The 26,035-nt window shown below is 69.2% G+C and carries 24 protein-coding genes, 2 tRNA genes and 1 other RNA gene; 12 read left to right on the top strand and 15 right to left on the bottom strand.

Annotated elements, in window-relative coordinates; translation table 11 throughout:
- Positions 1 to 51 precede the first annotated feature (51 nt).
- From SK571_RS44920 to SK571_RS44940, 5 genes are all read right to left on the bottom strand, one after another.
- Positions 52 to 2,103 carry a DNA polymerase III subunit gamma and tau gene (locus SK571_RS44920; RefSeq protein ID WP_319990217.1) on the bottom strand — a complete coding sequence of 684 codons (2,052 nt, stop codon included), beginning with the start codon at positions 2,101 to 2,103 and terminating at the stop codon, positions 52 to 54.
- Between the two features lie 30 nt (positions 2,104 to 2,133).
- Positions 2,134 to 2,230, bottom strand: an RNA gene (gene ffs / locus SK571_RS44925) — signal recognition particle sRNA small type.
- A gap of 17 nt (positions 2,231 to 2,247) precedes the next feature.
- Complete coding sequence (locus SK571_RS44930; RefSeq protein WP_319990218.1) at positions 2,248 to 2,820, bottom strand: maleylpyruvate isomerase family mycothiol-dependent enzyme; 573 nt, start codon at positions 2,818 to 2,820, stop codon at positions 2,248 to 2,250.
- Positions 2,817 to 3,995: an RNA polymerase sigma factor gene (locus SK571_RS44935; RefSeq protein WP_319990219.1), complete on the bottom strand. Its 1,179-nt coding sequence runs from the start codon at positions 3,993 to 3,995 to the stop codon at positions 2,817 to 2,819. The genes SK571_RS44930 and SK571_RS44935 overlap by 4 nt, the downstream gene beginning before the upstream one ends.
- A 10-nt stretch (positions 3,996 to 4,005) precedes the next feature.
- Positions 4,006 to 4,344, bottom strand: a complete 339-nt coding sequence (locus tag SK571_RS44940; protein ID WP_090069724.1) for a YciI family protein — start codon at positions 4,342 to 4,344, stop codon at positions 4,006 to 4,008.
- A 131-nt stretch (positions 4,345 to 4,475) separates the two neighbouring features.
- Between SK571_RS44940 and SK571_RS44945 the strand changes: the two genes are divergently transcribed.
- The 3 genes from SK571_RS44945 (at position 4,476) to SK571_RS44955 (ending at position 5,890) form a co-directional block, all read left to right on the top strand.
- Positions 4,476 to 4,560: transfer RNA gene (locus SK571_RS44945), tRNA-Ser, on the top strand.
- Positions 4,561 to 4,618: 58 nt separating this feature from the next.
- Positions 4,619 to 5,260, top strand: coding sequence for a GOLPH3/VPS74 family protein (locus SK571_RS44950; protein ID WP_319990220.1), 642 nt, complete (start codon positions 4,619 to 4,621; stop codon positions 5,258 to 5,260).
- 6 nt (positions 5,261 to 5,266) lie between these two features.
- Positions 5,267 to 5,890 carry a GOLPH3/VPS74 family protein gene (locus SK571_RS44955; protein ID WP_319990221.1) on the top strand — a complete coding sequence of 208 codons (624 nt, stop codon included), beginning with the start codon at positions 5,267 to 5,269 and terminating at the stop codon, positions 5,888 to 5,890.
- Between the two features lie 17 nt (positions 5,891 to 5,907).
- Here the strand turns inward: SK571_RS44955 and SK571_RS44960 are convergent, their stop codons facing one another.
- A complete protein-coding gene (locus SK571_RS44960; protein WP_319990222.1) occupies positions 5,908 to 8,349 on the bottom strand; it encodes an endonuclease/exonuclease/phosphatase family protein in 2,442 nt (813 codons plus the stop codon).
- Between the two features lie 200 nt (positions 8,350 to 8,549).
- Between SK571_RS44960 and SK571_RS44965 the strand changes: the two genes are divergently transcribed.
- Positions 8,550 to 9,320, top strand: coding sequence for a maleylpyruvate isomerase family mycothiol-dependent enzyme (locus SK571_RS44965; protein ID WP_319990223.1), 771 nt, complete (start codon positions 8,550 to 8,552; stop codon positions 9,318 to 9,320).
- A 115-nt stretch (positions 9,321 to 9,435) separates the two neighbouring features.
- Here SK571_RS44965 and SK571_RS44970 read toward each other — a convergent pair.
- From SK571_RS44970 to SK571_RS44980, 3 genes are all read right to left on the bottom strand, one after another.
- A tRNA-Ser gene (locus SK571_RS44970) sits at positions 9,436 to 9,520 on the bottom strand.
- Between the two features lie 32 nt (positions 9,521 to 9,552).
- Positions 9,553 to 9,984, bottom strand: a complete 432-nt coding sequence (locus SK571_RS44975) for a nucleoside deaminase (RefSeq protein WP_319990238.1) — start codon at positions 9,982 to 9,984, stop codon at positions 9,553 to 9,555.
- Positions 9,985 to 9,998: 14 nt separating this feature from the next.
- Positions 9,999 to 10,487, bottom strand: coding sequence for a tRNA adenosine deaminase-associated protein (locus tag SK571_RS44980; protein ID WP_319990224.1), 489 nt, complete (start codon positions 10,485 to 10,487; stop codon positions 9,999 to 10,001).
- Positions 10,488 to 10,547: 60 nt separating this feature from the next.
- On the opposite strand from SK571_RS44980, the gene SK571_RS44985 reads away from it, so the two are divergent.
- From SK571_RS44985 to SK571_RS45005, 5 genes are read left to right on the top strand one after another with little or no spacing between them, the layout of a single operon-like run.
- Positions 10,548 to 11,753 (top strand): M20 metallopeptidase family protein, encoded by a 1,206-nt coding sequence (locus tag SK571_RS44985; protein ID WP_319990225.1) that lies wholly within the window; start codon positions 10,548 to 10,550, stop codon positions 11,751 to 11,753.
- Between the two features lie 25 nt (positions 11,754 to 11,778).
- The gene (locus SK571_RS44990; protein WP_454780194.1) at positions 11,779 to 12,726 is read left to right on the top strand and encodes a prephenate dehydrogenase; all 948 of its coding nucleotides are present in this window, start codon (positions 11,779 to 11,781) and stop codon (positions 12,724 to 12,726) included.
- Positions 12,727 to 12,735: 9 nt separating this feature from the next.
- Positions 12,736 to 14,283 carry a fibronectin type III domain-containing protein gene (locus SK571_RS44995; protein WP_319990226.1) on the top strand — a complete coding sequence of 516 codons (1,548 nt, stop codon included), beginning with the start codon at positions 12,736 to 12,738 and terminating at the stop codon, positions 14,281 to 14,283.
- Between the two features lie 19 nt (positions 14,284 to 14,302).
- The gene (locus tag SK571_RS45000) at positions 14,303 to 16,021 is read left to right on the top strand and encodes a hypothetical protein (protein WP_319990227.1); all 1,719 of its coding nucleotides are present in this window, start codon (positions 14,303 to 14,305) and stop codon (positions 16,019 to 16,021) included.
- Positions 16,022 to 16,040: 19 nt separating this feature from the next.
- The gene (locus SK571_RS45005) at positions 16,041 to 17,225 is read left to right on the top strand and encodes a thiolase family protein (protein WP_319990228.1); all 1,185 of its coding nucleotides are present in this window, start codon (positions 16,041 to 16,043) and stop codon (positions 17,223 to 17,225) included.
- Positions 17,226 to 17,384: 159 nt separating this feature from the next.
- On the opposite strand, the gene SK571_RS45010 is transcribed toward SK571_RS45005, so the two are convergent.
- Complete coding sequence (locus SK571_RS45010) at positions 17,385 to 18,095, bottom strand: helix-turn-helix domain-containing protein (RefSeq protein WP_319990229.1); 711 nt, start codon at positions 18,093 to 18,095, stop codon at positions 17,385 to 17,387.
- A gap of 187 nt (positions 18,096 to 18,282) precedes the next feature.
- Here SK571_RS45010 and SK571_RS45015 point away from each other — a divergent pair, with 187 nt between their 5' ends.
- On the top strand, positions 18,283 to 18,882 hold the full coding sequence (locus tag SK571_RS45015; protein ID WP_319990230.1) for a DUF4097 family beta strand repeat-containing protein: 600 nt from the start codon (positions 18,283 to 18,285) through the stop codon (positions 18,880 to 18,882).
- Between the two features lie 27 nt (positions 18,883 to 18,909).
- Entirely contained in the window at positions 18,910 to 21,024 is a 2,115-nt protein-coding gene (locus SK571_RS45020; protein WP_319990231.1) for a S9 family peptidase, read from the top strand.
- Here SK571_RS45020 and SK571_RS45025 read toward each other — a convergent pair.
- The 4 genes from SK571_RS45025 to SK571_RS45040 form a co-directional block, all read right to left on the bottom strand.
- The gene (locus SK571_RS45025) at positions 21,021 to 21,179 is read right to left on the bottom strand and encodes a DUF397 domain-containing protein (RefSeq protein ID WP_319990232.1); all 159 of its coding nucleotides are present in this window, start codon (positions 21,177 to 21,179) and stop codon (positions 21,021 to 21,023) included. The two genes, SK571_RS45020 and SK571_RS45025, sit on opposite strands and share 4 nt — an antisense overlap.
- Positions 21,180 to 21,192: 13 nt before the next feature.
- Positions 21,193 to 22,023, bottom strand: coding sequence for a DUF5753 domain-containing protein (locus SK571_RS45030; RefSeq protein WP_319990233.1), 831 nt, complete (start codon positions 22,021 to 22,023; stop codon positions 21,193 to 21,195).
- Between the two features lie 83 nt (positions 22,024 to 22,106).
- A complete protein-coding gene (locus SK571_RS45035) occupies positions 22,107 to 22,748 on the bottom strand; it encodes a putative glycolipid-binding domain-containing protein (RefSeq protein WP_319990234.1) in 642 nt (213 codons plus the stop codon).
- Complete coding sequence (locus SK571_RS45040) at positions 22,749 to 22,919, bottom strand: antitoxin (RefSeq protein WP_319990235.1); 171 nt, start codon at positions 22,917 to 22,919, stop codon at positions 22,749 to 22,751. It lies immediately after the preceding gene.
- Between the two features lie 187 nt (positions 22,920 to 23,106).
- Between SK571_RS45040 and SK571_RS45045 the strand changes: the two genes are divergently transcribed.
- Positions 23,107 to 24,420 (top strand): BNR-4 repeat-containing protein, encoded by a 1,314-nt coding sequence (locus SK571_RS45045; RefSeq protein WP_319990236.1) that lies wholly within the window; start codon positions 23,107 to 23,109, stop codon positions 24,418 to 24,420.
- A 78-nt stretch (positions 24,421 to 24,498) separates the two neighbouring features.
- On the opposite strand, the gene SK571_RS45050 is transcribed toward SK571_RS45045, so the two are convergent.
- On the bottom strand, positions 24,499 to 25,716 hold the full coding sequence (locus SK571_RS45050) for a thioester domain-containing protein (RefSeq protein WP_319990237.1): 1,218 nt from the start codon (positions 25,714 to 25,716) through the stop codon (positions 24,499 to 24,501).
- Positions 25,717 to 26,035: the final 319 nt, after the last annotated feature.

Here is a 26,035-nt window from a genome sequence, read left to right on the forward strand (position 1 = left end):
GCCCAGCCCCGTGCGCGACTCAACGCAGCACAGCTAAGCCGCGACGCTCTACTAGGCCTTTTTCAGTGGGCGGGCGCCTAGTTCGTCTGCCAGGAGTTGGAGCATCACCGACTCCGGGTCCTTGGCCTGGACCTCGTTCGCCGTGCCCGGGTCTGCCGGGCGGGCGGCCTCGGCCAGCATTGCTTCTTCGTCGTCCGGTTCCGGCGGGAGCGGGTCGTCGGGCTCCGGGGGCTCCGGCGGGGGTGGGACGTCGTCCACCGGCGGGCGCGGGGCTTGGGTTTGTTGTGGTTCTGGCTGGGGGCGGGCCTGTTGGTTCTGCGCCTGGCTCGGGCGGGTCGGGGCCGGGCGGGCCGCCTTCGCCTGGGTTGCTTGTTGTGGGGTGGCGCCTGGGGTGCCGTGGGTGCAGCGGACCTGCCAGGTGCCGCCCAGCACTGAGGACAGGGCGGCGGCGATCGCCTCGGTGTTGCGGGGCTCGGCCAGGCGGCGGGCCAGTGGGGCCGAGGTGTGGGTGATCGTCACCACGTTGCCGTCCACCTCGCCGACTGTGGCGTTGGTCAGCATCGCCTCGGTGCTGCGGCTGGACGCGCGGACCGCGGCCAGCAGTTCCGACCAGATTCGGCGGACCGCCGTGGCGTCCATGCCACCGGAAGCCGACGTGGCAGGGGCCGGAGCGGCGGCTGCGGGCTGTGGGGGTGCGGCGGATGCGACTGGTGCCGCCGCCGGGGGTGGGGTCGCGGGCTGTGCGGGGACCGGGGTGGGCACTGCTGCCGGTGCCGGGGTAGCGGCCGGTGCGGGCTGGGCCGCGACTGGGGTCGGGGCTGCACGCTGGGGTTCCGGCTGGGCCGGGGGCTGGTCTGCCGGTTGCTGGGACCTGCGGGTGAAGACCGGGCCGCCGGTCGGTGCTGCGGCGGCTGAGGGGTCGCCCGAGGTGGCCCCGATGGCTGCCGGTGGGCGGCGTTCCAGCTGTTCCAGGCGTTGGAGCAGGGCGGCTTCCGACTGGCTCACCGACGGCAGGAGCATTCGGGAGACCAGGAGTTCCAGCAGCAGGCGGGGGGCGGTGGCGCCCCGCATGTCGACCAGGCCCTGGTGGACGATCTCGGCGTAGCGGGTGAGGGCTGCCGGGCCGATTCGTTCTGCCTGGGCCGACATCGTGGCCACTTCGTCGTCCGGGGCGCTGACCAGGTTGCGCTCCGCCGCGTCCGGGACGGCGCAGAGCAGGACCAGGTCGCGGAGGCGGTCCAGCAGGTCCGAGGCGAAGCGGCGGGGGTCGTGGCCGGCGTCGACCAGGCGGTCGATGGTGCCGTAGACCGCGGCGCCGTCGCCTGCGGAGAGGCCGTCGACCACGTCGTTGATCAGGGCCGAGTCGGTGACGCCCAGGAGCGAGATGGCTCGCTCGTACTTCACGCCGTCGGGCCCTGCGCCGGAGAGGAGCTGGTCCATGACGGACTGGGTGTCCCGGGCCGAGCCGCCGCCCGCGCGGATCACCAGCGGGAAGACGGAGGGCTCCACCGCCACGCCTTCTGCGGCGCAGTTGCGTTCCAGCAGGGAGCGCATGACGCCGGGCGGGATCAGGCGGAACGGGTAGTGGTGCGTGCGCGAGCGGATGGTCGGGAGGACCTTGTCCGGCTCGGTCGTGGCGAAGATGAAGATCAGGTGGTCCGGCGGCTCTTCCACGATCTTCAGCAGGGCGTTGAAGCCCTGCGTGGTGACCATGTGCGCCTCGTCGATGATGAAGACGCGGTACTTGGACTCGGCCGGGGCGTAGAAGGCCTTGTCGCGCAGGTCGCGGGCGTCTTCCACGCCGCCGTGCGAGGCCGCGTCGAGTTCTACGACGTCGACGCTGCCGGTGCCGTTCGGGGCGAGGCCGACGCAGCTGTTGCACTCGCCGCACGGATCGGGCGTCGGGCCCTTCACGCAGTTGAGCGAGCGGGCCAGGATTCGGGCCGACGACGTCTTGCCGCAGCCGCGTGGGCCCGAGAACAGGTAGGCGTGGTTCACCCGGCCTGCCGACAGGGCGACGCGCAGCGGGTCGGTCACGTGCTCCTGGCCAACGACCTCGGAGAACGTGGCCGGACGGTACTTGCGATACAGAGCGAGCGCCACGCCGCAGACAGTACCGGTGGACCCCGACACAAAAAGGGGACCCCGTGCACCCACCAGAGCCCGCTTATCCTTGCTGCCTTCCGGCCCTGGGGAGGTTCGCGAGATGTGTGCCGCACGAGGTCCGACGCAAGTGTAGCGAACCCCCTAGATCGAACGTGTGTTCGAGTTGCCCACAGTGTTGTCCCCAGGTGTGGACAACTTCCGGCCCGTGGCGATCATCAGCAGGTCAGGGGCCGGAAGATCGGGAATTCCGGACTCCCGGAAGCGCTTGCGAGCACCCCAGAATGGGCTTTTCAACACATGTTCGAGGGCTGCCCGGGCCGGTTCGAGCGGCATCTCGCGGACGCGGCCCAGCGGGCGGGCGATGTCCTGGCCGTGGACGAGGAAGTCGACCAGCGGGTCGATCGGGGCGGCCATCGGCGCGCGCTTGGGCGAGGCGGCGGTCTCGCGGATCTGCGCGATCAACTCCGACCGGGTGAACCGTGCGGCGATCGCGCGGGCCTTCTCGTCCTCCATGCGTTCCCAGTCGAAGCGCGCCTTCACGACGCCGGTGAGCACGTCGCGCCAGCCCGTGCGGGTGGACGTGGTCAGGTGGGCGGCCATCGTCTGCATGGTCCAGCCCTCGCAGAGGGTGTCGCGCTGCCACTCGTCGTCGGTGAGGTCTTCCAGGAGGTCGGCGACGCCCAGGCGTTCGGCCTCCAGCCATTTCATGATCATGATTGCCCCTCGATGGCGGAAAGCCTGCGGCGCAGGAAGTCCTGTTCGGATTCGGTGCCCGCGAGCGCGATGGCCTCCCGGTAGGCCTCGGCGGCCTCGGCGTCGCGGCCCAGGCGGTGCAGCAAGTCCGCGCGGGCCGCCCGGTACGGGTGGTAGTCGCGCAGCCTGGGTTCGCCGGCGAGCGCGTCGAGCAGCGCGAGGCCGGTTTCGGCGCCGTCGCGCATGGCGATCGCGGCGGCCCTGTTCAGAGCGACGACGGGTGACGGCGCGAGCTTGGTCAGCACGTCGTAGAGCGCCACGATCTGCGGCCAGTCGGTGCCGTCGAAGTCCGGCGCCTCGTCGTGCAACGCGTTGATCGCCGCCTGCACGCCGTACGGCCCGTACCCGCCCGTCAGCGCCCGTTCGGCCAGCGCGCTGCCCTCGTTGATCATGTCGCGGTCCCAGAGCGAACGGTCCTGGTCCTCCAGCAGCTCGGCGCGGGCGTCGCGGCGGGCGTGGATCAGCAGCATCAACGCCAGCAGGCCGGTGACCTCGCGGTCGGGCAGCAGGCCCTGGAGGATCCGCGCCAGCCGGATGGCCTCGCCGGCCAGGTCGTCCCGCTGGGCCGCATAGCCCTCGGTGAAGATCGAGTAGACGGCCTGCAGCACGCCGGGCAGGCGTTCCGGGAGCTCGTGCGGGTCCGGCACGCGGAACGGGATGCGCGCTTCCTTGATCTTCTTCTTCGCGCGCACGATCCGCTGCTGCATGGTCGTGACCGGCACCAGGTAGGCCCGCGCGACCTCGGGCGTCGTGAAGCCGGCCAGGCAGCGCAACGTCAGCGCGCCGCGGTCCTCCTCGGCCAGCGCCGGGTGCGCGCACGTGAAGAACAGCTCCAGCCGCTCGTCCGGCAGGCCGTCCCCGGCCGGCGGATCCGCGCGGTCGACCTCCACCTGCAACAACGCCAGCCGGGCCGCGTGGACCTGGTCGCGCCGCAACCGGTCGACGGCCTTGCGGCGCGCGGTCGTGAGCAACCACGCGCCGGGCCGGTCCGGCACCCCGTCCACCGGCCAGTGCTTCAGCGCCGCCTCGATGGCGTCGGAGGTGACCTCCTCGGCCAGGTCGAGGTCGCCGAAGCGCTTGACCAGCGTCGCGAGCAGCCTGCCGCGTTCCTCCCGGAACACCTGCCCGACGTTCATCGCGCCCGACTCAGAAGTCGAACTCGGCGATGGGCCGCACCACGACCGCCCCGCCGTCACGCGAGCCGGGACACTTCGCGGCCCACTCCAGCGCCGCGTCGAGGTCGGGCACGTCGATGACGTCGTAGCCGCCGAGCACCTCCCGGGTCTCGGCGAACGGGCCGTCGGTGACGGTGCGCTTCCCGTCCTGTCCGACCTGGACGGTGGTCGCGGTGACCAGGTCGGCCAGCGAGTGCCCGGAGACCAGGACGCCCGCGTCCTTCATCTCCTTCTCGTAGGCGATCCAGTCCTCGACCGTGCAGCTCGCCTGCTGGTCAGCGGCCGCGTAGATCATCAGCATGTACTTCACGGTTGCCCTCCTCGGTCCGGTCTTACGGGATCACGACGAGCGGGCTGCCGCCAGATCGACACGGGCCACCGAACTTTTTCCGGCGACCCCCGTTTTGGGCCCCGGAACACCCGTCCGGTAAGGTTCTCCACGGAGGATTCGCATAGCGGCCTAGTGCGCACGACTGGAAATCGTGTTGGGTTCACCCCCTCACGGGTTCAAATCCCGTATCCTCCGCTCGCTGACAAGGGCGCCGAACGTTCAACGTTCGGCGCCCTTGGTGCATTGTGAGGGCATGCTGCCTGAAGACCTGATGCTGTTGTTCATCAACGAGCAGAACGGCAAGCTGCGCACCGACTCCTCGTCGGTGGAGAACGCGCTGGCGGGCGCCGTGCTGATCGAGCTCGTGAGCTCGGGGCGCGTCGCGTTCGATCCCAACGGCAAGAAGCTCCAGGTCGTCGATCCGACGCCGTTGAAGGACCCGTTGCTGCAGAAGTCGATGGCACGGTTCGACAAGCCGATGAAGCCGCAACGGGCCGTGGAACGGCTGCGCAAGAAGGTGCGCGACAACGTGGCCGCGCAACTCGAAGGCCGTGGCGTCGTGCGGGTGGAGCCGAGGAAGGTGCTCGGGATCTTCCCGGCGAAGCGCTACGTGATCACCGACGAGACCGCGGCCGGCGGCGTGCGCAAGGCGGTCGGCGAGGTCGCGCTCGGGTACCGGGGAGCGGATGCGCGGACCGGCGCGTTGATCACGTTGCTGTACGCGGTGAAGTCCCTGCACAAGGTCGTCGAGGGCGACAAGCGCGACATGAACAAGCGGGCCAAGGACATCGCCGCCGGCAACTGGGCGGGTGACGCCGTGCGCAGGGCGGTCGAGGCGATCCAGGCCGGTGTGGTGGCCGCAACGGCCGCTGCCGCCGCGTCCCAGGGTGGATGACGCGGCGTGCTGCCCGAGGATCTGTTGCTGCTGCACGTCGACGAGCGGACCGGACAGGCGTTGGCCGGCGCCGAGACCGTCGGGAACGCGCTGTCGGGCGCGATGCTGGTCGAGTTGGTGCGTTCCGGGCGCCTCGCCTACGACCCGAACGGCCGGCAGCTCTGGGTTCCTGATCCGACACCGTTGCCGCACCCGTTCCTCCACGAGTCACTGACCCGGCTGCGGGCGCCCCTGACTCCGCGACGAGCCGTCCAGCGGATCCGGCTGCACGTCCGGAACAACGTGATGGCGGGACTGGAGGCGCGCGGCGTTCTCGGTGTGGAGAAGCGGCTGTTCGGCGGCTTCGTGATCCGGAACCCGGCGGTGGTGGGTGAGGTGCGCACGGCGGTCGGCAGCGTGCTGTTCGGACATCGGGCACCGGATTGGCGTGCTGGAGCGTTGATCTCGTTGCTGCACGCGGCGAGGTCCGTGCACAAGGTCTTCCACGGCGACAGGCACGAGCTGACCGCCCGTGCGAAGCAGATCGCCGAAGCGCAATCTCCCGCTGTGGTGGCGATTCACGCTGCCATCGCCGCGGAGATGGTGGTGGCGACAGTGGCCGCCACCTCGGATGGAAAGCTCCTGAGGTAGCGGCCACTGGCCCGTGCCTACTTCTTCAGGCAGTCGATGAGGTCCTCGAGCGCGAACACGATCCTGTCGACGTTCGCGTCACCCGTGGACGGGCGGGCGCGGACGATCTGCGGGTCGTGGTCGCTCGCCTGGTCGGCGAACTCGGCGTTGATGTGGACGACGTCGTAGCTGAAGCGCGTGATGTTCTTGCTCATCACGAGGTGGTCGAGCGTCTGCGAGTTGCCCTCGAAGACGTAGCTGTACCGCTCGTTGGCGGGCAGCGACTCGATCAGCGCCTTGAGGTTGCCGTCACCGGTCAGCGTCTTGAGCGCGGGCGAGAACTGGTAGTCGTTCAGGTCACCGGCGAGGACGACGTTGGCGCCCTTGTCGATCGCGCGGATTTGCTCCGTGAACGCCTTGAGCGATGCCGACTGCTTGATGCGCTGCACCTCGGAGGTGCGGTTCGGGGGCTGGTTGCGGCCGTGGATGGCCTCGTCGCCGCCTTTGGAGGCGAAGTGGTTCGCCACCACGAAAATCGTGCGGCCGCGGAACTTGAACTCGCCGGCGAGCGGCTTGCGACTGTTCTCCCACGCGTCGTTCAACGGGTCGATGCGGCCCGGTGACACGGAAAGCGCCGCACGGCCGCTCTTCTTCACGACCTGGACCGGGGTCTTGAAGTCACCGCCGGGACGGTCCACGAAGGACACCCGCTGCGGGTTGAAGAAGAAGCCGACTCGGATGTTGCCGCCCGGCTGGCCGCCGTCCTTGAGGTTCTCCGGGTCGATCTGACGCCACTGGTAGCGCGGGCCGCCCTTGGCGACGATCGCGTCGGAGAACTTCTGCAGCGTCTGGTCCGCCGCGACGACACCGTCGTTGGTCGCGCCGTTGTTGTCCTGGATCTCCTCCAGCACGACGACGTCCGGGCTGCGCAGGTTCGTCGTGACGCCCTCGGCGAGCCGGTCGAACTTGACCTGCGGGTCGGACGGGTCGAGGTTCTCGACGTTGTAGGTCGCGACCGAGAGCTCGGACTCCTTCTGCTGCGCGGTGATCTCGCGCTGCAGGTTGGACGACGTGTGCGCGCCGAGCGTCAGAGCGGCCAGCGTGTAACCGCCGAAGTTCGTGTACTCGATGGCACCCACGGTCGCGCCGGCGAACACGTCACCGACGTCGGCGGCGGGCAGCCCGCCGACGGTCTTGATCTTCAAGCGGCCGCTGTTGGCCTGGTCGTAGGCGGTGTACGTGGTGCCGCCGCGCTGGTTGCGGTTCTGGTCGGGGTTGACCGTCACCCAGACCTCGCCGAAGTTGTTGCTGGGGCCCACGACGCGGGCGTCGTCGACCTGGACCAGCGTGCCTTCGAGGGACTCGAAGTAGTCGAGGCCGTACTTCGCGGGCTCCAGCGGGAGCTGCTCGATGCTGCCGCCCGGCGCGGGCAGGTAGCCGGCCGGGATGTTCTTCACGACGACCGGCGCCGGGACGGGGTTGCCCTTGGAGACGGTGATCGTGGTCGGCGCGGTGATCTCGGTGAGGGTCTGGTTGGACCCCGTCTCGCCACCCGGCCGGTACTCCGCGATCGTGCCGCTGACCAGCACGCTGTCGCCGACCGCGACGGTCGGGGCGCTGCCCGCGGTGTAGACGAAGACGCCCTCGCTGGTGCGCGGGTCGGCGTCGGGGCCGGTCGTGTCCTGGATCCAGAAGCCGCGGTCACCCGTGGCGCGCGTGCCGGTGACGACACCGGGGACGTTGGTGACCTTCTGGCCGTTCAGCGGCGAGATGCGCGTGACGCCCTGGATGTCGTGGATGCGCTTGTCGCCGGGGGTGGGGTCCGGGTCGGGACCGGGATCCGGGTCGCCGCCGCCCGGGGTCTCGCCCTTGGAGTTGGTCGGGGTGGGGTTGCCGACGGCGAAGTCGGCGGCGTTGTCGTCCGTGTCGGGGAGCCCGGCCTTGCGCGACGCCGAGCTGGTGTTGCTCAGCGCGCCCGTCGCGGTGCCCTCGCGCACGACCGCCGTGCCGTAGCCGACGAGGTCCTTGACCCGCGCGTCCGCGGCGCAGTCGGCGGCCGTCTTGCAGGTCAGCGCCGTGGTGCCGGAGACCAGCGCGATGGTGCCGTTGGTGCCGCTCATGGCGATCGTGCCGGTGGCGTCCGGGGCCGGCAGCTCGACGGTGCCGCCGGTGCCCTTGGCCTCGGCGACGAGGAACGTCTTGCCGGGCGCGATCGAGCCGGTCAGCGGGGTGACACCCCACTGCGTGGTCGCGCCGGGGGTGGCCGAGATGTACTGGACGCTGTAGCCGTCCAGGCTGACCGCGCTCGTGCCCTTGTTGGCGAGCTCGACGAAGTCCTGCGTCAGCGTGGCGCCGGAGTTGCCGCCGCCTCCGTAGACCTCGGAGATCAGCGCGTCGGAGCTGGGTGCGGCGACGGCGGGGACGGCGGCGAGCACGAGTGCCGCCACCGCTGTCCCGACGACGGGCAGGGTGGGTCTCAAAACTTCCTCCAGGGGATGCGGCGGACCGACGCATCTTTCCCCGATCGGGTGAGCTTTGGTAGCCGTTGTTACTAACGGTTAACCGGTTGGCCCATCAATGATCACTCGAACAAGTGTTCGATCATGGTGTATGCTCACTCTCGGAACGCCGGCCGGTGGGCCCCTCCCAGGCACAGGCCGGCGTCCCTACATTCAGACGTGTGGGGATTCTGAGCTACGAGCGCCGCTGCGCCGAGATCATCAACCAGACCGACCTGCTGGTCTCTACCCTGAACGACGCTGACCTGGGCATACAGGTCCCGTCGACTCCGGACTGGACCCTCAACCAACTGCTGCGCCACGTCGGCCACGCACACCGCTGGGCCGACTCGATGCTCCGCGACAGACTTCCGGAGATCGACTTCTCGCGCAACGGCGCGCAACTCCTGTCGTCGTATGAGGGTGAACGCGCGTCCGTGCTGATCCCCTGGCTGCGAGAGGGCGCGGCGTCGCTCGCGGAGGTGCTGCGGGAGGTCGACCCGGACGAGATGATCGCGCCGCTGAACGGCCACCCCGGCCCGCGGGTGTGGTCGCGGCGGATGGCGCACGAGACAGTGATCCACAGGTGGGACGTGTGCAACGCCCTGGGCGTGCCGTTCTCGCTGGACCCGGAGATCGCCCAGGACACACTGCGCGAGTGGACCGGTCTCGCACTGCCCTACGCGTTCCAGCGGTGGCCTGCCGAGACCGCCGCCCTCGCCGGTTCCGGAACCGTGCACCTGCACGCCACGGACGCCGAGGCGGAGTTCGTGATCGATCTCACCGGTCCCTCACCGGTGGTCGAGGAGGGCCACGCGAAGGCGTCCGTGGCGTTGCGTGGTCCCGTCGTCGACCTGGTGCTGGCCGTGTACCGGCGGCGGACGGTGGACGGGCTGGAGGTGTTCGGGGACGCGGACCTGCTCTCACTGCTGCTGGAGCGCGTGCGTTTTTGACCATGGGCTCGCTGAGCTACCGGGAACGCCTGGCCACCATCGTTTCCGAGACCTCGCTGCGCTGCTGAAGAAGAATGCAAGAAGGGCCCCGGATCGCTCCGGGGCCCTTCAACAGCGGTGGCGGTGGGATTTGAACCCACGGAGGCTTTCACCTCACACGCTTTCGAGGCGTGCTCCTTCGGCCGCTCGGACACGCCACCGGTAAGAACAATACACAGCCCGCGCGACTGGCTTAACGCTGGGTCCGGAAGAAGCGTTCGAGCAGGTCAGCGCACTCCTGTTCCAGCACGCCGCCCTGCACCTCCGGCCGGTGGTTGAGCCGGCGGTCGCGCACGACGTCCCACAGCGAGGACACGGCGCCGGTCTTGGGCTCCCAGGCACCGAAGACGAGACGCGACACGCGGGCGAGCACCAGGGCGCCGGCGCACATGGTGCAGGGTTCCAAGGTCACCGCGAGGGTGCAGCCGTCGAGGCGCCAGCCGTCGCCGTACCTGGACGCGGCGGCGCGCAGGGCCAGGATCTCGGCGTGTGCGGTCGGGTCGCCCAGGGTCTCGCGGGCGTTGCAGGCCTCGGCCAGCACGGTGCCGTCCGGTGCGTAGACGACGGCGCCGATCGGGACGTCCGCGCCTGCGTTCGCGGCCGCTTTCAGGGCGGCTCGGACCATGTCCTCTGAGGAGATCACGCCTGGATCGTGTCGAGCAGCTTCGTGAACTCGTCGATGAAGCCGATGCGCTGGGCGATCATCTGGAGCTGCTCGTCCGGGTAGAGGTCGACCTCGTCGACGATGATCTGGAGTTCGTGCGCGGGCATGCCCAGGTCGGTCAGGACGCCGAGGTCGCCTTCTGGCCAGAGCTCGTTGTCCTCCTCGTCCGGTGGGTCGACGCGCAGGAGGTCGAGGACGTCGGCCGCGATGTCGTAGTCGAGGGCCGCGGCCGCGTCGGACAGCAGCAGCGCGACGCCACCCGGCACGGGACGCAGGATGATGAAGAACTCGTCGTCGACGGCGAGGAGTCCGAACACGGCTCCGGTCGACCTCAGTTGGCGCAGCTCCGTGATAGCCGCGTCCAGCTCCGACAGCGCGGAGCTGTCCATCCTGCTGCACCGCCAGCGGCCGTCCTCTCGGACGACCGCGACCGCGAAGCCGTTGACCGGCTCCTGCTGTGTCATGTGCACACCGTAGGGCCCAGACGACCTTCCCGGTAGCCGAGGTGGTGGCACCATCGGGAGATGAGCACAACTACGCCGGACCCGCGTCTCGCCGGACTGCTCGAAGGGGCACGCTCGCTGCAGCCCCGCACGGTGGCGCTGCGTCGTCAGATCCACCGGCACCCTGAACAGGGACTTCAGCTCCCCAAGACGCAGGCTGCGATCCTGCACGCGCTGGAGGGGTTGCCTGTCAAGGTCACGAAGGGCGAGTCGACGACCTCGGTCGTGGCGGTCCTCGAGGGTGACCGGCCGGGGCCGACGGTGCTGCTGCGCGGCGACATGGACGGCCTGCCGCTCCAGGAGGAGACGGGGCTGCCGTTCGCGTCCGAAGTGGACGGCAACATGCACGCCTGCGGTCACGACACGCACGTGGCGATGCTGGCCGCCTCCGCCCGGCTGCTGTCGGACCGGCGTGATGCGCTCAAGGGCCGCGTGCTGTTCATGTTCCAGCCGGGCGAGGAGGGGCATCACGGCGCCCGGCACATGATCGAGGAGGGGCTGCTCGACGACGGCGTGGAGAAGGCGTTCGCGCTGCACATCACGTCCACGATGAAGTCGGGCGTGGTGACCTGCCGGCCGGGGCCGATGATGGCGTCCGCGGACTCGTTCCACGTGCACGTGAAGGGCCGCGGCGGGCACGGCGCGATGCCGCACAACGCGCTGGACCCGGTGCCCGCGGCCGCCGCGATGGTCGGGGCGATCCAGACGATGCTCGGACGGCGGGTGAGCGTGCACCAGCCCGCGGTGGTGACGGTCGCGCAGATCAACGCCGGTACGACGACGAACATCATCCCCGAGGTCGCGACCCTCGACGGGACGATCCGGACGTTGTCGGAGGAGACGCGGATCCTGGTCCACAAGGAGCTCAAGCAGGCCGTCAAGCACACCGCCGCCGCGTACGGCTGCCACGCCGAGGTCAACATCGTGCCGGGGTATCCGGTGACGGTGAACGACGCCGTCGTCGGCCAGCACGTGGTGGACCTGGCGGCCACGGCGATGGGTGCTTCGTGGAGTGAGCCGATGCAGGACCCGCTGATGGGCGCGGAGGACTTCTCCTACGTGCTGCAGCGGGTTCCCGGGGCGTTGGCGTTCCTCGGCGCGTGCCCTCGCGGGATCGACCTGGAGGAGGCCGCGCCGAACCACTCGAACCGGGTGCTGTTCGACGAGGCCGCCATGGAGCACGGGGTCGCGATGTACGCGGCGTTCGCGCTGGACGCCCTCCGCTAGTTGCAGGTACGCGTCACACGGAATGATGGACGCCGTGCGAGACGTGTGCGTGATCGGACTGGGACTGATCGGCGGCTCCGTGCTGCGAGCCGCCAAGGCTGCCGGGCGCACGGTGTGGGGTGCGACGGCGAGCAAAGAGGACGCGGACAAGGCACGCGCTGAGGGCTTCGACATCGTGAGCGTGGACGAAGCCCTCGGCCGGAGCCCCGAGGCACTCGTCGTTCTCGCCGTGCCGCTGCCCGCGTTGCCCGACCTGCTGCGCAAGGTCCCCGCGGGCACGAGACTCACGGACGTCACGAGCGTCAAAGGACCGGTGCACGACGCAGTGCACCGGTACGCGCCGCACGCGCGCTTCGTCGGCGGGCACCCGATGGCCGGCACGAGCAGGAGCGGGTGGGACGCGGGCAGCGCGAACCTCTTCGACAACGCCGCCTGGGTCGTCACGCCCGAGGAGGCCGACGACCACCTCAACGACGTCATCCGGCTCGCGCTCGACCTGAAGGCGCACGTGGTGCCGACGACGCCCGAGGAACACGACGAGGCCGTGGCGCGGATCAGCCACCTCCCGCACATCATGGCGGCGATCCTCGCGGCGGTCGGGGCCGACGGCGGACCACTCGCGATGGCGCTCGCGGCCGGCAGCTTCGGGGACGGCACGAGGGTCGCGGGCAGCCGTCCCGAGCTCGTCAGGGCGATGTGCGAGGGGAACCGGGACGCGCTGCTGATGGCGGTCGACGACGCACTGGGCAGGCTCGGCGCGGCCAGGGGCTCGCTGGCGTCCACCGGAGGCCTCGCCAAGACGATCGAGGCTGGTCACGAAGGCCGGAACGCGCTGGTCAGCCAGCCGGACCGCACCCCGATCACGATCGACCTGACCAAGCCGGGAGCACTCGCGGCACTGCGCAATCTTGGCTCTCGTGGCGGACGTGTGGTTGGTCTGAACGGCAGCACCGCCCAAGCGGAAACATCGTAGGGTCGCCGGGTGGATCGACGGACACTCGCCGGTGGGCTCGGTGGTCTCGCTCTCGTCGTCGCCGCCGTCGTGGCGCTCCGCAGCGGTGACGCGCCGGACACCCTCAAGAAGGAAGTCGCGGACGGCGTCGAGGTCGTCGCGCTCCAGGAACCGGTGAAGCCCGCGAACCCGAAGGCCCAGGCGCTCGACGCCGACGCGGTGCAGATCGCGTGGAACGGCTCGGCGTCCGCCTACGAGGTGCGCTGGAACGGCAAAGAGCAGTTGGTGCCCACCCCCGAGGTCGAACTGCCGGGGCTCGATCCCGAGCAGGAGACCCAGGTCGAGATCCGGGCGGTGAGCGCCACCGGCAAGCGCAGCGAGCCGCTCAAGATCGCCGCGAAGCCCCAGGACCTCTACAACGGCAAGTGGGCCGACCAGCTCGTCGGCCAGCCGGACAAGTTCGGCGGCCCGGAAGCGCTCGACCCGCGCAAGTGGCGGGTCGAGGCGGAGCCGGACTGCCTCGGACTCAGGCCGTTCGGGCCGGGCAAGCGCATCGACGTGGACTGCCCGATGGCGGCCTTCCAGTCGAACACGCCCATCCGCTTCGGCGTGCCGGCGAACGACGGCGCGACCGGCCGGGCGATCATCAGCGTCGCGGGCGCGGTCGAGTCGAGTCACGTGCGGCTGACGTTGCTGCCCGACCCGTGGCAGTACCTGCCCGAGACCGAGGTGCAGCCCAGGGGCGCGGTCAGCCTGGACATCACGACGCAGGGCACGCGGATCATCGCGGACCCCGAACTGCCCCGCACCGGCAAGCAGGTCACCCTCGGCGACTCGCCCATGACCGGACTCGTCGCGGGCGTGCGGCACCGCTGGGAGATGCGGGTGCTGCCGGACGCGGTGGTCGCGCTGCGGGACGGTGTCGTGGTCGCCTACGAGCCCGTCGCGATCGCGGAACGGGTGGTGCACCCGAGGATCCGCATCGACGGCGGCGGCTTCCTGGACGCGTTCGGCGTCGGGGGCGTGCCGGAACGCGTCGTGCCCACCGAGGTCGTCCCGCTCGACCAGGACGTCGCACTGCCGCAGGACGTCGTCGCCGTGAAGCTCGTCAGGGCCGGAGAGGACAAGCAGGTCACGATCACCGACGTGCCTCTCGACGCCGGGAAGATCGCTGCCCAGGACGCGCGGCTCGTCATCATCCGCAAGCCCGAGAGCCGTCCCGGCGCGCTCCCCCGGCTCGTGGACCGGCCCGGCGGCATCAAGACCGGCGGCCCCCGGCTGCACGTCATGCACGAGGACGGCGCGAAGCCCCCGCAGCCGTTGCCCGGCAAGGGACGCGTCCTCGTCACGGCCGAGGTCAACGACATCGGCCACCGCGGCATCGAGCTCGAGCTGGACGGCAGGCGGATCGTCGCGCTGCCCACCAACGAGCAGGGTCCTGGCGTCCCCGGCAGGCACGAGTTCTGGCTCGACACCAAGAACCTGACCCCGGGGTCGCTCGCTCGGCTCAAGCTCAGCGTCCTTCCGGCGGACGGTGGCGAACCCGTTATCGCGGAAACCGTGTTCGAGCTGGGGTGAACGCCTTAGCGTGACCGCTATGAAGCGGGTCGTCCTCGTTGTTGCGGGACTCGCGCTGGTGGCGGGCGTGATCGTCCTGCGCGACACCGGCGGGGGCGACCTGCCCACGGCTCCCCCTCCGCCGACGAAGCTCAAGGCGTACGCGGCGGAGAAGATCCTGGTGCCGGGTCCGCAGAACCGCCCGGCCACCCCGGCCGGTGTCGTCGCGCGGGCCGGTCACCACAAGATCCAGCTCAACTGGACCGGCGACGCGCCCGCGTACGAGGTGCGGTGGGGCGAGCAGGTCAAGCTCGTCACCCGGCCCGGTACCCAGCTCAACGGCCTGGAGAACGGGCGCGAGCAGCAGATCGACATCCGCGCGGTCGACGCGTTCGGCCAGCGCTCGCAGCCCGTCACGACCAAGGCGACCCCGCGCGCCGACACCGCCCCGTACACGTTCGTCGACCGCTTCGACAGCCGGACCGAGCCCGATCCGCAGCGTTGGAGGCTCTCCAAGCGCACCGACTGCGCCCGTGCCACCTCGGGCGACGGGGACGACGACGACCGGCTCGTGATCAGCAGCAGCTGCGGCACCCGCGCGGTGACGCTGAGGTCGCGCACGCCGTTCGTCCGCAACGACGACGAGAGCCGTCTGGTGATCGAGACCGACGCCCCGAGCACCGGCGGCAAGCTGCTGCTCGACCTCGTGCCGGGCCCGGTCAGCGTGCAGGGCGAACCGGTGCCGCCGAACACCGTCCGCGCCACGATCTCCACGGACAACTCCGGCAACTCGATCGTCGAACTGGTCCCGGACGGCACGCCGGTCAAGCCGATCCCGGCCGCGGTGCCGGGCGTGACGGTGCGCTGGGAGGTCGTGCTGACGCCCGCCGGTGTCCAGGTCGTGCGCGACGGCGACGTCGTCGCCACCTCGCCGTTCGTGCCGCAGTGGCGCGAGGCGACGGCCCTGGTCGGCGTCGCGGCGCTGGCGGGCGACCGGATCCGCGCCGGCGTCGACCTGATCGGCTACCGCACCGCCAAGGCCGACGTCCCGCTCACCGGCCCGACACCGCAGGTGCGCGTGGACGGTCCGGTCAGCACCAGCAGCAGCCCCATCGCGGACGTCACCGCAGGTCAGCTGCGCATCGCCGTGATCCCGTCGCGCGAGAGCTCGCCCATCACCGCGGTCAAGGTCAACGGCGTCCAGGTGCCGCTCAGGCCGGCCGTCGAGGGCTCGCCGTGGAAGCCGGGCGCGGAGTACCCGGCCGTCGCCGACCTCCCGGCCGAGGCCTTCACCGACAGCCTGAACGTCCAGCTGGTCACCGAGGAACGCGTCCAGATCACCCACACCGACGTCGAGCTGACCGGTCCCAAGAGCAACGCCCGGCGCGAGTCCGAGACACCGCTGGTGGACGCGAAACCGACGCTCGCCGACCCGATCCCCGAGGTCCTGGACGCCAGTGGCCAGCCCATCGAGAACGGTGCCGCCTTCAACCGCGGCCGCGTGGTCCTGGAGGTGCGCGTCAACGCCCTCGACGCGTCCGTGGCGGGGCTCGCCGGGTTCGAGATCAGGCTCGACGGCAACCACGTCGCGACCATCCCGACCACAGCGGACGGACCTGCCGCGGCGGGCCGGTGGCGGATTTCACTGAACACGGGCGCGCTGACCGCCGGAGCGCACGCCATCGAGGTGAAGGCCTTCAGCACCGATTCAGAAGTGCACCCCGAAACGGGTTACGTTCCTTTTTTGCTCAAAGCCTGATTGCTCCAAGATGGAGCACATGGCACGCGCACTGATCATCGACGCCGCCCGCACGCCGTTCGGCAGGTACCGGGGAGGTCTGTCCGGCATCCGGGTGGACGACCTCGCGGCGCTGCCCATCGTCGACCTGCTGCGCCGCTACCCGTCACTCGACCTGGCGCGCATCGACGACGTGCTGCTGGGTGACGCGAACGGCGCCGGCGAGGACAACCGCAACGTCGCCCGCATGGCCGCGTTGCTGGCGGGCCTGCCGGTCTCGGTGCCGGGCGTGACGCTGAACCGGCTGTGCGCCTCGGGCGGCGAGTCGATCATCCAGGGCGCTCGGGCGCTGATCACCGGGGACGCCGACCTGATCGTCGCCGGTGGTGTCGAGGGGATGTCGCGGGCGCCATTCGTGACGGCCCGCCCGGACAAGGCCTTCCCGGACCGGCTGGAGACGGTGTCGACGGCGCTGGGCTGGCGGCTCGTGAACCCGCGGATGCCCAAGCACTACACCGTCCCGTTGGGACTGGCCGCCGAGAACGTGGCTCACGAGCTCGGGATCACGCGCGAACAGATGGACAACTTCGCCCTCCGCTCGCACCGTCGTGCCGCTGCCGCCTGGGACGCGGGCGTGCACGAGGGGTTCGCGTTCCCCGTGCAGCTGCCGGACGGGACGGCGGTCCGGCGCGACGAGAACGTCCGCGCAGACACCAGCCTCGAGAAGCTCGCGAAGCTGAAGCCCGCGTTCTCGGAGAACGGGTCGGTGACGGCGGGCAACGCGTCTCCGCTGAACGACGGCGCACTCGCTGCTTTGCTCGGCACGGAAGCGATTGCGTCCGAGCTGGGTGTGGAACCGCTGGGCGAGGTGCTCGGGTCGGCGACGACCGGCGAGGAACCGCACCGGTTCACGATCGCGCCCGTCTCGGCGATCCGGAAGTTGGTGAAGCGCCTGCACCTCGAGGCCGGCCAGGTCGACCTGTGGGAGATCAACGAGGCCTTCGCGGCGATGGCCCTGTCCGTGGTGCACCACCTTCCCGAGATCGACAAGGAGAAGGTCAACGTCCACGGCGGCGCGATCGCCTACGGGCACCCGCTCGGCGCCTCGATGCCCCGCGTGATCATCGACCTGTGCCGCCACCTGCGGGCTCGTGGTGGCGGCGTCGGCATCGCGGCGGCGTGCGTCGGTGTCGGCCAGGGCGTGGCGGTCGCGGTCCGCGTCTAGGCCCTGTCCTGCAGGTCCGTTCGATGAGAGTCACGGTCGAGAGACCCGGAGGCGGTGCCGCCGCAATGCCCTCATACCGGGCGTATTCGGGCTTTGCGGCGGTGCCGCCTCCGGGGCCCTCGGCCGCGACTGTCGCGGACGAGACCTGCAGGACAGGGGCTAGCGCTTGGAGTGGAGGATGTCGCGCGCCTGTTCGGCGGCGCGGACGATGCTCTCGCTGACGAAGTCGAGGAACCGCGCGATGTTCTCCAGCCGGACGGCCGCGGGCGTGCCGGGGCCGAGGCTGCTGACGCCCTGGCGCGCGGCCTCGGCCAGCGTGGTCGTACCGGCCGCGCTCGCGATCATCGACTGGTACCAGATGTCGCCGTCGTCAACGACGTAACGTTCGCGACGGCGTTCGTCGCGCACGCGCCCGATCAGGCCCTGGCTCTCCAGGTAGGACATGGCTTTCGAGACCGACGCCGGACTGACTCCCAGGTGCCCCACCAGTTCTGACGCGGTCAGGCTGCCGGAGTCGGTCGAGTAGAGGCTCGCGAGCGCCCGGGCCGGCATCTTCGACAGGCCCTGCCCCATGAAGATGCCGGAGAACACCTCCTCGAACTCCCGCACGGCCTCGGGGTCGCGTCCGTCGGCACGCTCGACCACCTGCCGCCGGGGTGCGGCCTGCTTGCGGCGCTGGGCACGGCGTTCGGTGGCGAGGTGCGCGATGTCGGCCTTGTAGCCGGCCGGACCTCCGTTGCGCATCACCTCGCGCGTGATCGTCGAGGTCGGCCGGTCGAGGCTCCTCGCGATCTCCGCGTACGCGAGGCCGTCGGCCAGGCCGATGGCGATCTGGCGACGTTCCTGCTGGGTGAGTCGACCTCCTGGCATGGGTCGATCATAGCGTTCACCAACACCTCATTGCAATGATCGTTGCATTAGATCTACATCCCGTTGCAACGATATTGAGGCCTTGAACTGGTGATACTCGTTCTCTTCGCAACGAAGTTGTTGGTGACATCTGGAAACGCAACGTAGCGTTTCGGTCATCAGAAACAACGAGTCACAGGAGCCCGAGATGCAGACCTTCGCCACCCCCGCCCCCATCGCCGCCGTTCTCGACATCCCCGCGGGCCGCGTCCAGTTCATCGCCGCCGACCGCTCCGACACCGCCGTCGAGGTCCTGCCGGCCAACGCCTCGCAGAGCCGCGACGTGAAGGCCGCCGAGAAGATCTCGGTCGACTTCGCCGACGGCGTCCTGCGCATCACGGCCGAGGGCGGCAACAAGATTCTCGGCTCGTCCGGGGCCGTCGAGATCACCGTCCAGCTGCCCGCCGGTTCCCGCGTCGAGGCGAAGGCCGCCAGCGCCGAGTTCCGCGGCGTCGGCCGGCTCGGCGACGTCAACTTCGAGGCCGCGCAGAGCGACATCAAGATCGACGAGGCCGCGAACGTCCACGTGCAGACGCAGGCCGGTGACGTCACGGTGGGCCGCCTCAACGGTTCCGCCGAGATCAGCACCTTGAAGGGCGACATCACCGTCGCCTCCGGACTCTCGGCCTCGCTGGACGCCGGCACGTCCTACGGCCGCATCACCAACTCGCTGCGCAACGACGGCACGGCCGGCATCACCATCCGCGCCACCACGTCGTACGGCGACATCACCGCCCGCAGCCTCTGACCACACTCACTTCTGGGGAGAGAGACCATGAGCACCACCGCCCACTACCAAGCCGCAGAACAACTCCTCCGCCGCCCCGCCGCTCCCGGTGAGCTGGTCGTCGGCGACAAGGTCCGTCCACAGTGGATCGAAGACGGCCGCCGCTTCTGGTACCAGGTCCGCGACGGAGCCGACCGCGAGTTCGTCGTCGTCGACCCGGTGGCAGGCACCCGCACTCCCGGCTTCGACCCGATGCCGTTCATCGCGGCGCCGGGCAACCCCCTGGAAGTCTCCTCCCCGGACGGCAAGGTCGCCGTCTCCCGGCGCGGGCACGACCTGTGGGCGCGCTCCGGCGACCGCGAGTGGGCGCTCACAACGGACGGCGTCGAGGGTCACGGTTACGGCTACGGCCCGGACGCCATGAGCTACGGCACGCTGATGCACAAGTTCGGCATGCCGCACATGCCTCCGGCCCTGGCCTGGGCACCCGACTCGTCCAAGGTCCTCGCCCACCGCACCGACCAGCGCGCGGTGCGCAAGACCCACCTGATCGAGTCCCGCCCGGCCGACGGTGGCGCCCCGGTCACGCACACCCAGCACTACGCCTACCCCGGCGACGCGGACATGCCCCTCGCCGAACTGGTCGTGTTCGACGTGGAGGCCGGCACGACGACCTTCGCCTCCTGCGAGCCGCTGCTCATGCCCGAGTTCTCGCCGATCATGGCGGGCTGGGCGTGGTGGTCGGAGGACAGCACGGCGGTCTACTTCCTCTCCCGCCCCCGCGACCAGCACACCCTGACCCTGAACCGGATGGACGCCTCGACCGGCGAGGTGAGGGTTGTGGTGAGCGAGACGGGTTCCAACCGCGTCGGCCCCAACCAGTTCATGTACGGCATGCCCCTCGTGCGAGTTCTCGCGAACGAGGTGCTGTGGTTCTCGCAGCGCGACGGCTGGGGACACCTCTACCGCTACGACCTGCACACCGGCGAGCTGCTCGGCCAGGTCACGACCGGCCAGTGGCTGGTCCGCGAGATCCTGCACGTCGACGAGACGAGACGTCTCGTCTCGTTCACGGCCTCCGGGCTGGTGGCCGAGGACCCGTACCGGCGGACGGTGTGCCTGGTCGGACTCGACGGCAGCGGGTTCGCGATCGTCACGGACGACTCGCTGGACCACGTCGTCACGGTGTCGCCGAACGGCGAGTACTTCATCGACTCTGCATCCACTGTGGACACGCCGCCGGTGACGACCGTGCGTTCGTGGAGCGGCGAGGTGCTGGTGTCGTTGGAGCAGGCCGACATCAGCCGCCTGGTGGCCACGGGCTGGACCGCCCCGGAACGCTTCCGCGTCAAGGCGGCCGACGGTTCCACGGACATCTACGGCGTGCTCTACAAGCCGCGCGACTTCGACCCGTCGCAGAGCTATGCGGTGGTGGACAACGTCTATCCCGGCCCGCAGGTCACGCGAGTCGACCCGTGCTTCGACCCCGGCGGCATGGGCCTCGACGCAGAACCGCTGGCAGCACTCGGTTTCGTGGTGGTGGCGATCGACGGACGCGGCACGCCGGGCCGTTCTAAGGCGTTCCTCGACGTGTCGTACGGCAACCTGGCCGGCGCGGGCGGCCTGGACGACCACGTCGCGGCCCTGCACCAGCTGGCGGAGTCGCGACCGTGGATGGACCTCGCACGCGTGGGCGTGATGGGCCACTCCGGCGGCGGGTTCGCCGCGGGACGGGCGGTGCTGGCCTTCCCGGAGACCTACAAGGCCGGTGTCGCGCTGTCCGGCTCGCACGACGCCCGGTGCATCGGCCTCGGCTGGGCCGAGAACGTCGACGGCGCAGACAACCCATCGGCCTGGGAGCGCGCGTCCAACGTCGAGATCGCGGACAAACTGCAGGGCAAGCTGCTGCTGGTCCACGGCGAGATGGACGACACCGTGCACCCGGACCACTCGCTGCGGCTGGCGGACGCGCTGATCGCCGCCGGCAAGGACTGCGAGATGGTGATCGTGCCGGGCGCCGAGCACCTGTTCATCGACCGGATGGCCTACGTGCGGACGAAGTCCTGGGACTTCCTGGTCCGGACGCTGATGGGGGTCGAGCCGCCCGCCTACCGGCCGGCGCCGATCGTCATCGACCCCGAGGTGCTGGGAGAGATGCTCTAGCGAGCGGACTTCACCTCGGTCAGGAACGCCGACCACGCCTTGTCCGACACGGGCAGGTGCGTGGTCGGCGCCTTGCTGTCCCGGATGCCGACGCCACGACCGACCTCGACGCAGTCGTTCACCGGGCTGTAGCTGCTCTTGCGCCACATCGACATGCCGAGGGCCTCCTCAAGCCAAGATGCTGGTGATCAGCCCCTTCGATTCTTCCGCATCGAGCGCTTGGAGGTCGAGCAACTTGATCACGTCGGCGTACTTGGCGAGGGATGCCTTGTCTTCGACGAAGAGGCTCGTGTTCTCGGTCTCCGTGAAGACCACGGGCTCGTACTTCTCGTAGCTCAGGTGTTGGAAGGAGCCCGACAGACCTGCGTGCGCTCCGAACTCGACCGGCACGACCCTGACGGTGATGTAGTTCCGATTGTTCATCGCCAGAACGTGGAACAGCTGGTCTTGCATCAGCCTGAGACCGCCCACTGGCAGTCGCAGCGCCTGTTCGTGGATGTAGAAGACGAACTGCCTGCTGTAGTGGAAGATCGCTTGTCGCGCCGCCTTCGCGGCGAGGACCTCTGCGATGTTGATGGTCTTCGCACGGGCAGAGCGCTCGATGAGGGCGGTGACGTACTCCGGAGTCTGGAGCGGGCCGGGAATCAGGTTCATCGACCACATGGTGATCTTGTTGGCGAGGCGCTCCTGGTCGATCAGGGAGCGCACCTGATCCGGGATCCCGTCCTCGGGGAAGACGAGGAAGCCCCTCTCCCGCGACTCCCTGAACAGTGCGAGCAGGTAGCGAGCGTCTTCCGCGGGAACCCGGCAGAGGCCGAGGAGCATCGCGAGCTCGACCTCTGTGACCCCGCCCTTGCCTTTGACGAGGTCGGAGACCTTGGCCTCTTCCCAGTCGAGCAACTCGGCGATCTGCCGCTGGGTCATCCCCGTGGACCGGATGGCGTCGCGGACGCCATCACCGAACGAGCGACCGACCACGCTCGAAAATCGTTTCGGCATGGTCGGAAGCTAGAACCCCGGTCCCGCCACCTTCCATCGTTTGGATGCGACTCGCCACGAAGGAAGTACTTCTTGGAGCGGTTCTAAATCCGCTTCGAGATCAGCGGGTACTCGACGACCAGGCCGTTGGGGTCGACCTTGATGTTCTGCTCGAACCCGCCGCTCTTGAACCGCACCACCGAGACCTCGTCGCCCACGGACACGGTCTTGTAGGTCTGGGTGACGGCCTTCACCGCCAGGTCCGGCAGCGACACCCGCACGACGGGCAGCGCGTGCTCGCCCGGTTCGCGGTGCAGCCCCAGACGCCGGATCGGAATGGCGTTGAACAGCACGGCGAACTGGACGTCGACGTCCAGGGCGTCGTTGAACGTCTCGCGCTTGCTGCCCTGGCCGTGGTCGACCAGCCAGGCGCCGTCCTCGGTGCGGGAGAGAGAGCACTGGCGCTCTTCCAGCACTGTCGCCGTGCGCAGCAGCAGCCGGTTGACCTGGCCGCTCTCGCCCACGGACACCTCGAAGGAGGCGTTGAACTGCTCTTCGGGGCCGGCGGCGACGAGGCGGCCCGACGCGCGGAGGCGCTGGTCGCTCGACAGGAGCAGGCGGACCTGCTCGAGGCGCGGCTCGTGGATGCCCTGCCAGGTGAACATCTCTGGCCGGCGGGCAGAAGGAGAGCGGGTCTCTCCGGTGGAGGTGACCCGCCCCGCGTCAGTGGTGTTGAAGGAGTTCACTCATCCACCTGGAAGGATGTCCTTGATCTTCTCGGCAACCGAGTCGACCTGGTCTTCGTGACCGAACTTGCCGGCGACGAAGTCCGCCGCGGCATCGATGCCCTGGTCGACCTTCTCGTGGTTCTGCTCGGCCAGGTCCAGGGCCTTGTTCTTGATCTCGTCGAAGTTCATGTGGTGCTCCTTCGTCCCTGACGCAGGGTACCCGAGTGGGCCCCGCGTGTTGATAGCCGCGATCACGCTAACTGCGCCTGGACAAGTCGGCTCGGTGACAACGAAGATGTCGTCACCGCCGCCTGGTCGGCCGCCGTCGCGGTCAGAACCAGGAGGAAGTTCCATGACACGGCTCCTGCGTGGAGTTATGTCCGCAGTACTGCTGTTGCCGCTCGTCGCGGTCTCCTCGGCCAACGCCACGGCCGATGTTCAGGGGAAAGCGAAGTTCACGGTGACGACCACGGCCACGAGCGTCGCGGCCCGCAGTGACCGGCGTCCGGTCGCAGGCGGCGTCCACGACAAGAAGGCGCAGAAGACGTTCATCTCGTGGGCCGGTCAGTACGAGGACAGCTACGTCCAGTCGTACGACCACCGCAAGTCCACCTGGTCCACTCCGAACCGGATCGCGGACGGTGCGTCGGACGCGCACAACTACCCGACCATGGTCCAGGCCAGGGACGGGCACCTGCTCATCTTCCGCGGGATGCACAACGTCGAGTTGCGCATGTCCCGTTCGCCCCGGCCGAACTCGGCCGACGGCGTCTGGGAAGAGACGCTGATCTCGAAGAACGCGGCCACGTACCCGATGCCGTTCGTCACGCGCGACGGCACGATCTACGTCTTCTACCGCGAGACGACCCGCGACCTCGACGGCACCACGCCGACGGACACGCGTCCGATGCTCTACGTGGTGTCCAAGGACAACGGCAAGACGTGGAAGACCTCCACGGAGCTGACCGGGGACCGCTTCGCGATCGGCTCGACCGCTCGCCCGGACAACATGAACGAGATCTACATCGGCCAGCTCCGCCAGGAGGAGAACGGCCGCGTGCGGATCGTCTACACGCTCGCCGGCGGTGGGCCCGAGGGCAACAAGCACGACCGCTACCACCGCAACATCTACTACACGTGGTTCGACCCGCAGAACCGGCACTTCTACTCGGCGTCCGGCAAGGACCTGGGCACCCAGATCGACGACGCCGACCAGGAGAAGCACCTGAAAGTCGCGGAGACCCCGCTGACCCTGCCGAACAACGTGAAGTCGCCCGACTACATCCAGCAGGTCGGCACGATCCTGGGTCAGCCGTTCCTGTTGTGGTTCATGGGCGACGAGGCCGGTGGCCCGCTGCGCAACTACCTGTCCACCTGGAACGGTCGCGGCTGGGAGACCAAGGAGGTCGCACGGGGCCTGCGCACCCGTGAGGTCGAGAAGGTGGACCCGTTCACCTGGCGCGTCTACGCCACCGAGGACGGCAAGCCGAACGTGAACACGTACCTGGTGCGGCTGGGCCGTTTCTGGTCACCGGAGACCGTCATCCCGACGGCCAAGCCGGTGCAGCGCGTCGAGATCGTGGAGAACTTCCGCGACCCCGCTCGTGCGATCTTCTCGGGGGCCTCGTCCAACCGGGATGTCGCCATCGCTGACGGCGACATCTACGTGGCGGGCTTCAGCCGCCGGTAAGTCCTTCTGAGAATGGCAAACGCCCCCTGCTCCGGCGCGGAACCAGGGGGCGTTCGTCTGTGGGGCCAGCTGCCTAGATCAGGCGCCGGCCTTCTTGCGACGGACCACGAACAGCGCACCGACACCGGCGCCGACGAGGACCAGACCGCCGAGCAGCGGCCACAGGATCGACGCACCGGTCGACGCGAGGTCGTCCTCGCCGCCACCCGGAGCCGGGTTGGCCGGGGTGGAGGAGGTGGTGGTCGGAGTGGTGGTCTCCGGCGTCGTCGTGGTCGTGGTCGTGGTCGTGGTCGGCGGCGTGCTCGAGGAGGACGACGGCGGAACGACCTTGAGCTTCCAGTCGGCCTTGGCCTCCTTCTCGACCTTGGCCTTCTGCGGCTGCGCGACGACGAGCGACTGCGCCACGTCTTCCTTGTCCTTGTTGTGCGCGACGAAGAGACGGCCGATCGCGAGCTCGGCCTCTGCCGAGAGCTTGATCGTGGCGCTGTCCGTCGGAGTCTTCTCCGGGACGTTCACGAAGAACTCGGAGACCTTCTCACCCGCGGCCTTGACGGCGACCTTGTCACCCTGCTTCTGCACGGCGAGCGGGGTGCCGTCCTTGTCGGTGAGGGTGACACCCACGGGGAGGTTCGCGGTCAGCTTGACCTCGGAAGCCGTGGTCGTGACCTTGAACGGGCCGATCTTCTCGCCGGACTCGCCGGACTTCGAGGCGGGCTCGATCTCCAGCGTCGGCTTCGGCTGTTCCTTGATCTCGTTCGCCGTGGCGTCCTTGACCAGGCGCTCGTACAGCTTGATGACGTCGGGGTCGTTCTTGTCGCCGTCGAGCTCAGCCTCGTCACTGAAGTGCCAGATCGCGGCCTGCGTGGCGGCGATCGTCTCCTTCTTGTCGAACTGCTTGCCGAACTTCGCCTGGACCTTGTCCATGGACTGCCCGGGGTACGAGTTCGTCAGGATCCAGAGGACCTTGCCCGCGTTGACCTTGAACTTGGTGTTCGGGTTCGGGTGCTGGTCCCACGGCACCTCCTTGAGGGCGTCCCGGTCCTCGAGCGGCGTCGGCAGCTCCACGCAGTAGGTGAGGACGTTCGAACGCTCCTCGTCACCCTCGATGCGCAGCTTGATCACCGCGGTGTTCTGCCGGTGGTGGTGGTCGCCGTTGATGAGGTGGACGTTGAGGCCGTCCTCCTGGCCGCCGCGGTCCGGCTTGATGATGACGTCAGCGTGGGCCGGAAGGGCCGAGAACGACAGAAGGGCAGAGGCGCCGAGCAGCGCCGCGCCGATCCTCAACCGGGAAGCCATGGGTCTCCTCTTGCTCACTGAAGTTAGCCCGAACGCGGCGGGAAGTCAGTCATCCGTCGGGACGGTCGGCACGTCGTCATCGACACTGAACCGACAGGAAGCGAGCGGGACGTTAGCCGATGGGGTGACACACGTATGAGTGCGGTAAGGAGAGGGTGCTGCACAGCCAGTGAGCAGCGAAAACATACTCAGGGTGTCCACAGTGGATAGGCCTGCGATGCATTCATTCCGTCAGGTGACGTTAAATTCGTTGCCGAACAGTTATCTGCAGCCGCGTTTCGCTACGGATGATCGACACCTTCGGTTCAACACCTAGGCG

Origin of the sequence: Lentzea kristufekii, assembly GCF_033949925.1 — a bacterium.
Classification (GTDB): Bacteria; Actinomycetota; Actinomycetes; order Mycobacteriales; family Pseudonocardiaceae; genus Lentzea; species Lentzea kristufekii.

Bases quoted from the DNA above. Each gene is read 5' to 3' on its own strand.
- SK571_RS44930 (WP_319990218.1), bottom strand. From the start codon at position 2,820: ATGATCATGAAATGGCTGGAGGCCGAACGCCTGGGCGTCGCCGACCTC.
- SK571_RS44935 (WP_319990219.1), bottom strand. From the start codon at position 3,995: ATGAACGTCGGGCAGGTGTTCCGGGAGGAACGCGGCAGGCTGCTCGCG.
- SK571_RS44950 (WP_319990220.1), top strand. From the start codon at position 4,619: ATGCTGCCTGAAGACCTGATGCTGTTGTTCATCAACGAGCAGAACGGC.
- SK571_RS44975 (WP_319990238.1), bottom strand. From the start codon at position 9,984: ATGGTCCGAGCCGCCCTGAAAGCGGCCGCGAACGCAGGCGCGGACGTC.
- SK571_RS44980 (WP_319990224.1), bottom strand. From the start codon at position 10,487: ATGACACAGCAGGAGCCGGTCAACGGCTTCGCGGTCGCGGTCGTCCGA.
- SK571_RS44985 (WP_319990225.1), top strand. From the start codon at position 10,548: ATGAGCACAACTACGCCGGACCCGCGTCTCGCCGGACTGCTCGAAGGG.
- SK571_RS44990 (WP_454780194.1), top strand. From the start codon at position 11,779: ATGGACGCCGTGCGAGACGTGTGCGTGATCGGACTGGGACTGATCGGC.
- SK571_RS45000 (WP_319990227.1), top strand. From the start codon at position 14,303: ATGAAGCGGGTCGTCCTCGTTGTTGCGGGACTCGCGCTGGTGGCGGGC.
- SK571_RS45005 (WP_319990228.1), top strand. From the start codon at position 16,041: ATGGCACGCGCACTGATCATCGACGCCGCCCGCACGCCGTTCGGCAGG.
- SK571_RS45010 (WP_319990229.1), bottom strand. From the start codon at position 18,095: ATGCCAGGAGGTCGACTCACCCAGCAGGAACGTCGCCAGATCGCCATC.
- SK571_RS45015 (WP_319990230.1), top strand. From the start codon at position 18,283: ATGCAGACCTTCGCCACCCCCGCCCCCATCGCCGCCGTTCTCGACATC.
- SK571_RS45020 (WP_319990231.1), top strand. From the start codon at position 18,910: ATGAGCACCACCGCCCACTACCAAGCCGCAGAACAACTCCTCCGCCGC.
- SK571_RS45025 (WP_319990232.1), bottom strand. From the start codon at position 21,179: ATGTCGATGTGGCGCAAGAGCAGCTACAGCCCGGTGAACGACTGCGTC.
- SK571_RS45030 (WP_319990233.1), bottom strand. From the start codon at position 22,023: ATGCCGAAACGATTTTCGAGCGTGGTCGGTCGCTCGTTCGGTGATGGC.
- SK571_RS45040 (WP_319990235.1), bottom strand. From the start codon at position 22,919: ATGAACTTCGACGAGATCAAGAACAAGGCCCTGGACCTGGCCGAGCAG.
- SK571_RS45045 (WP_319990236.1), top strand. From the start codon at position 23,107: ATGTCCGCAGTACTGCTGTTGCCGCTCGTCGCGGTCTCCTCGGCCAAC.
- SK571_RS45050 (WP_319990237.1), bottom strand. From the start codon at position 25,716: ATGGCTTCCCGGTTGAGGATCGGCGCGGCGCTGCTCGGCGCCTCTGCC.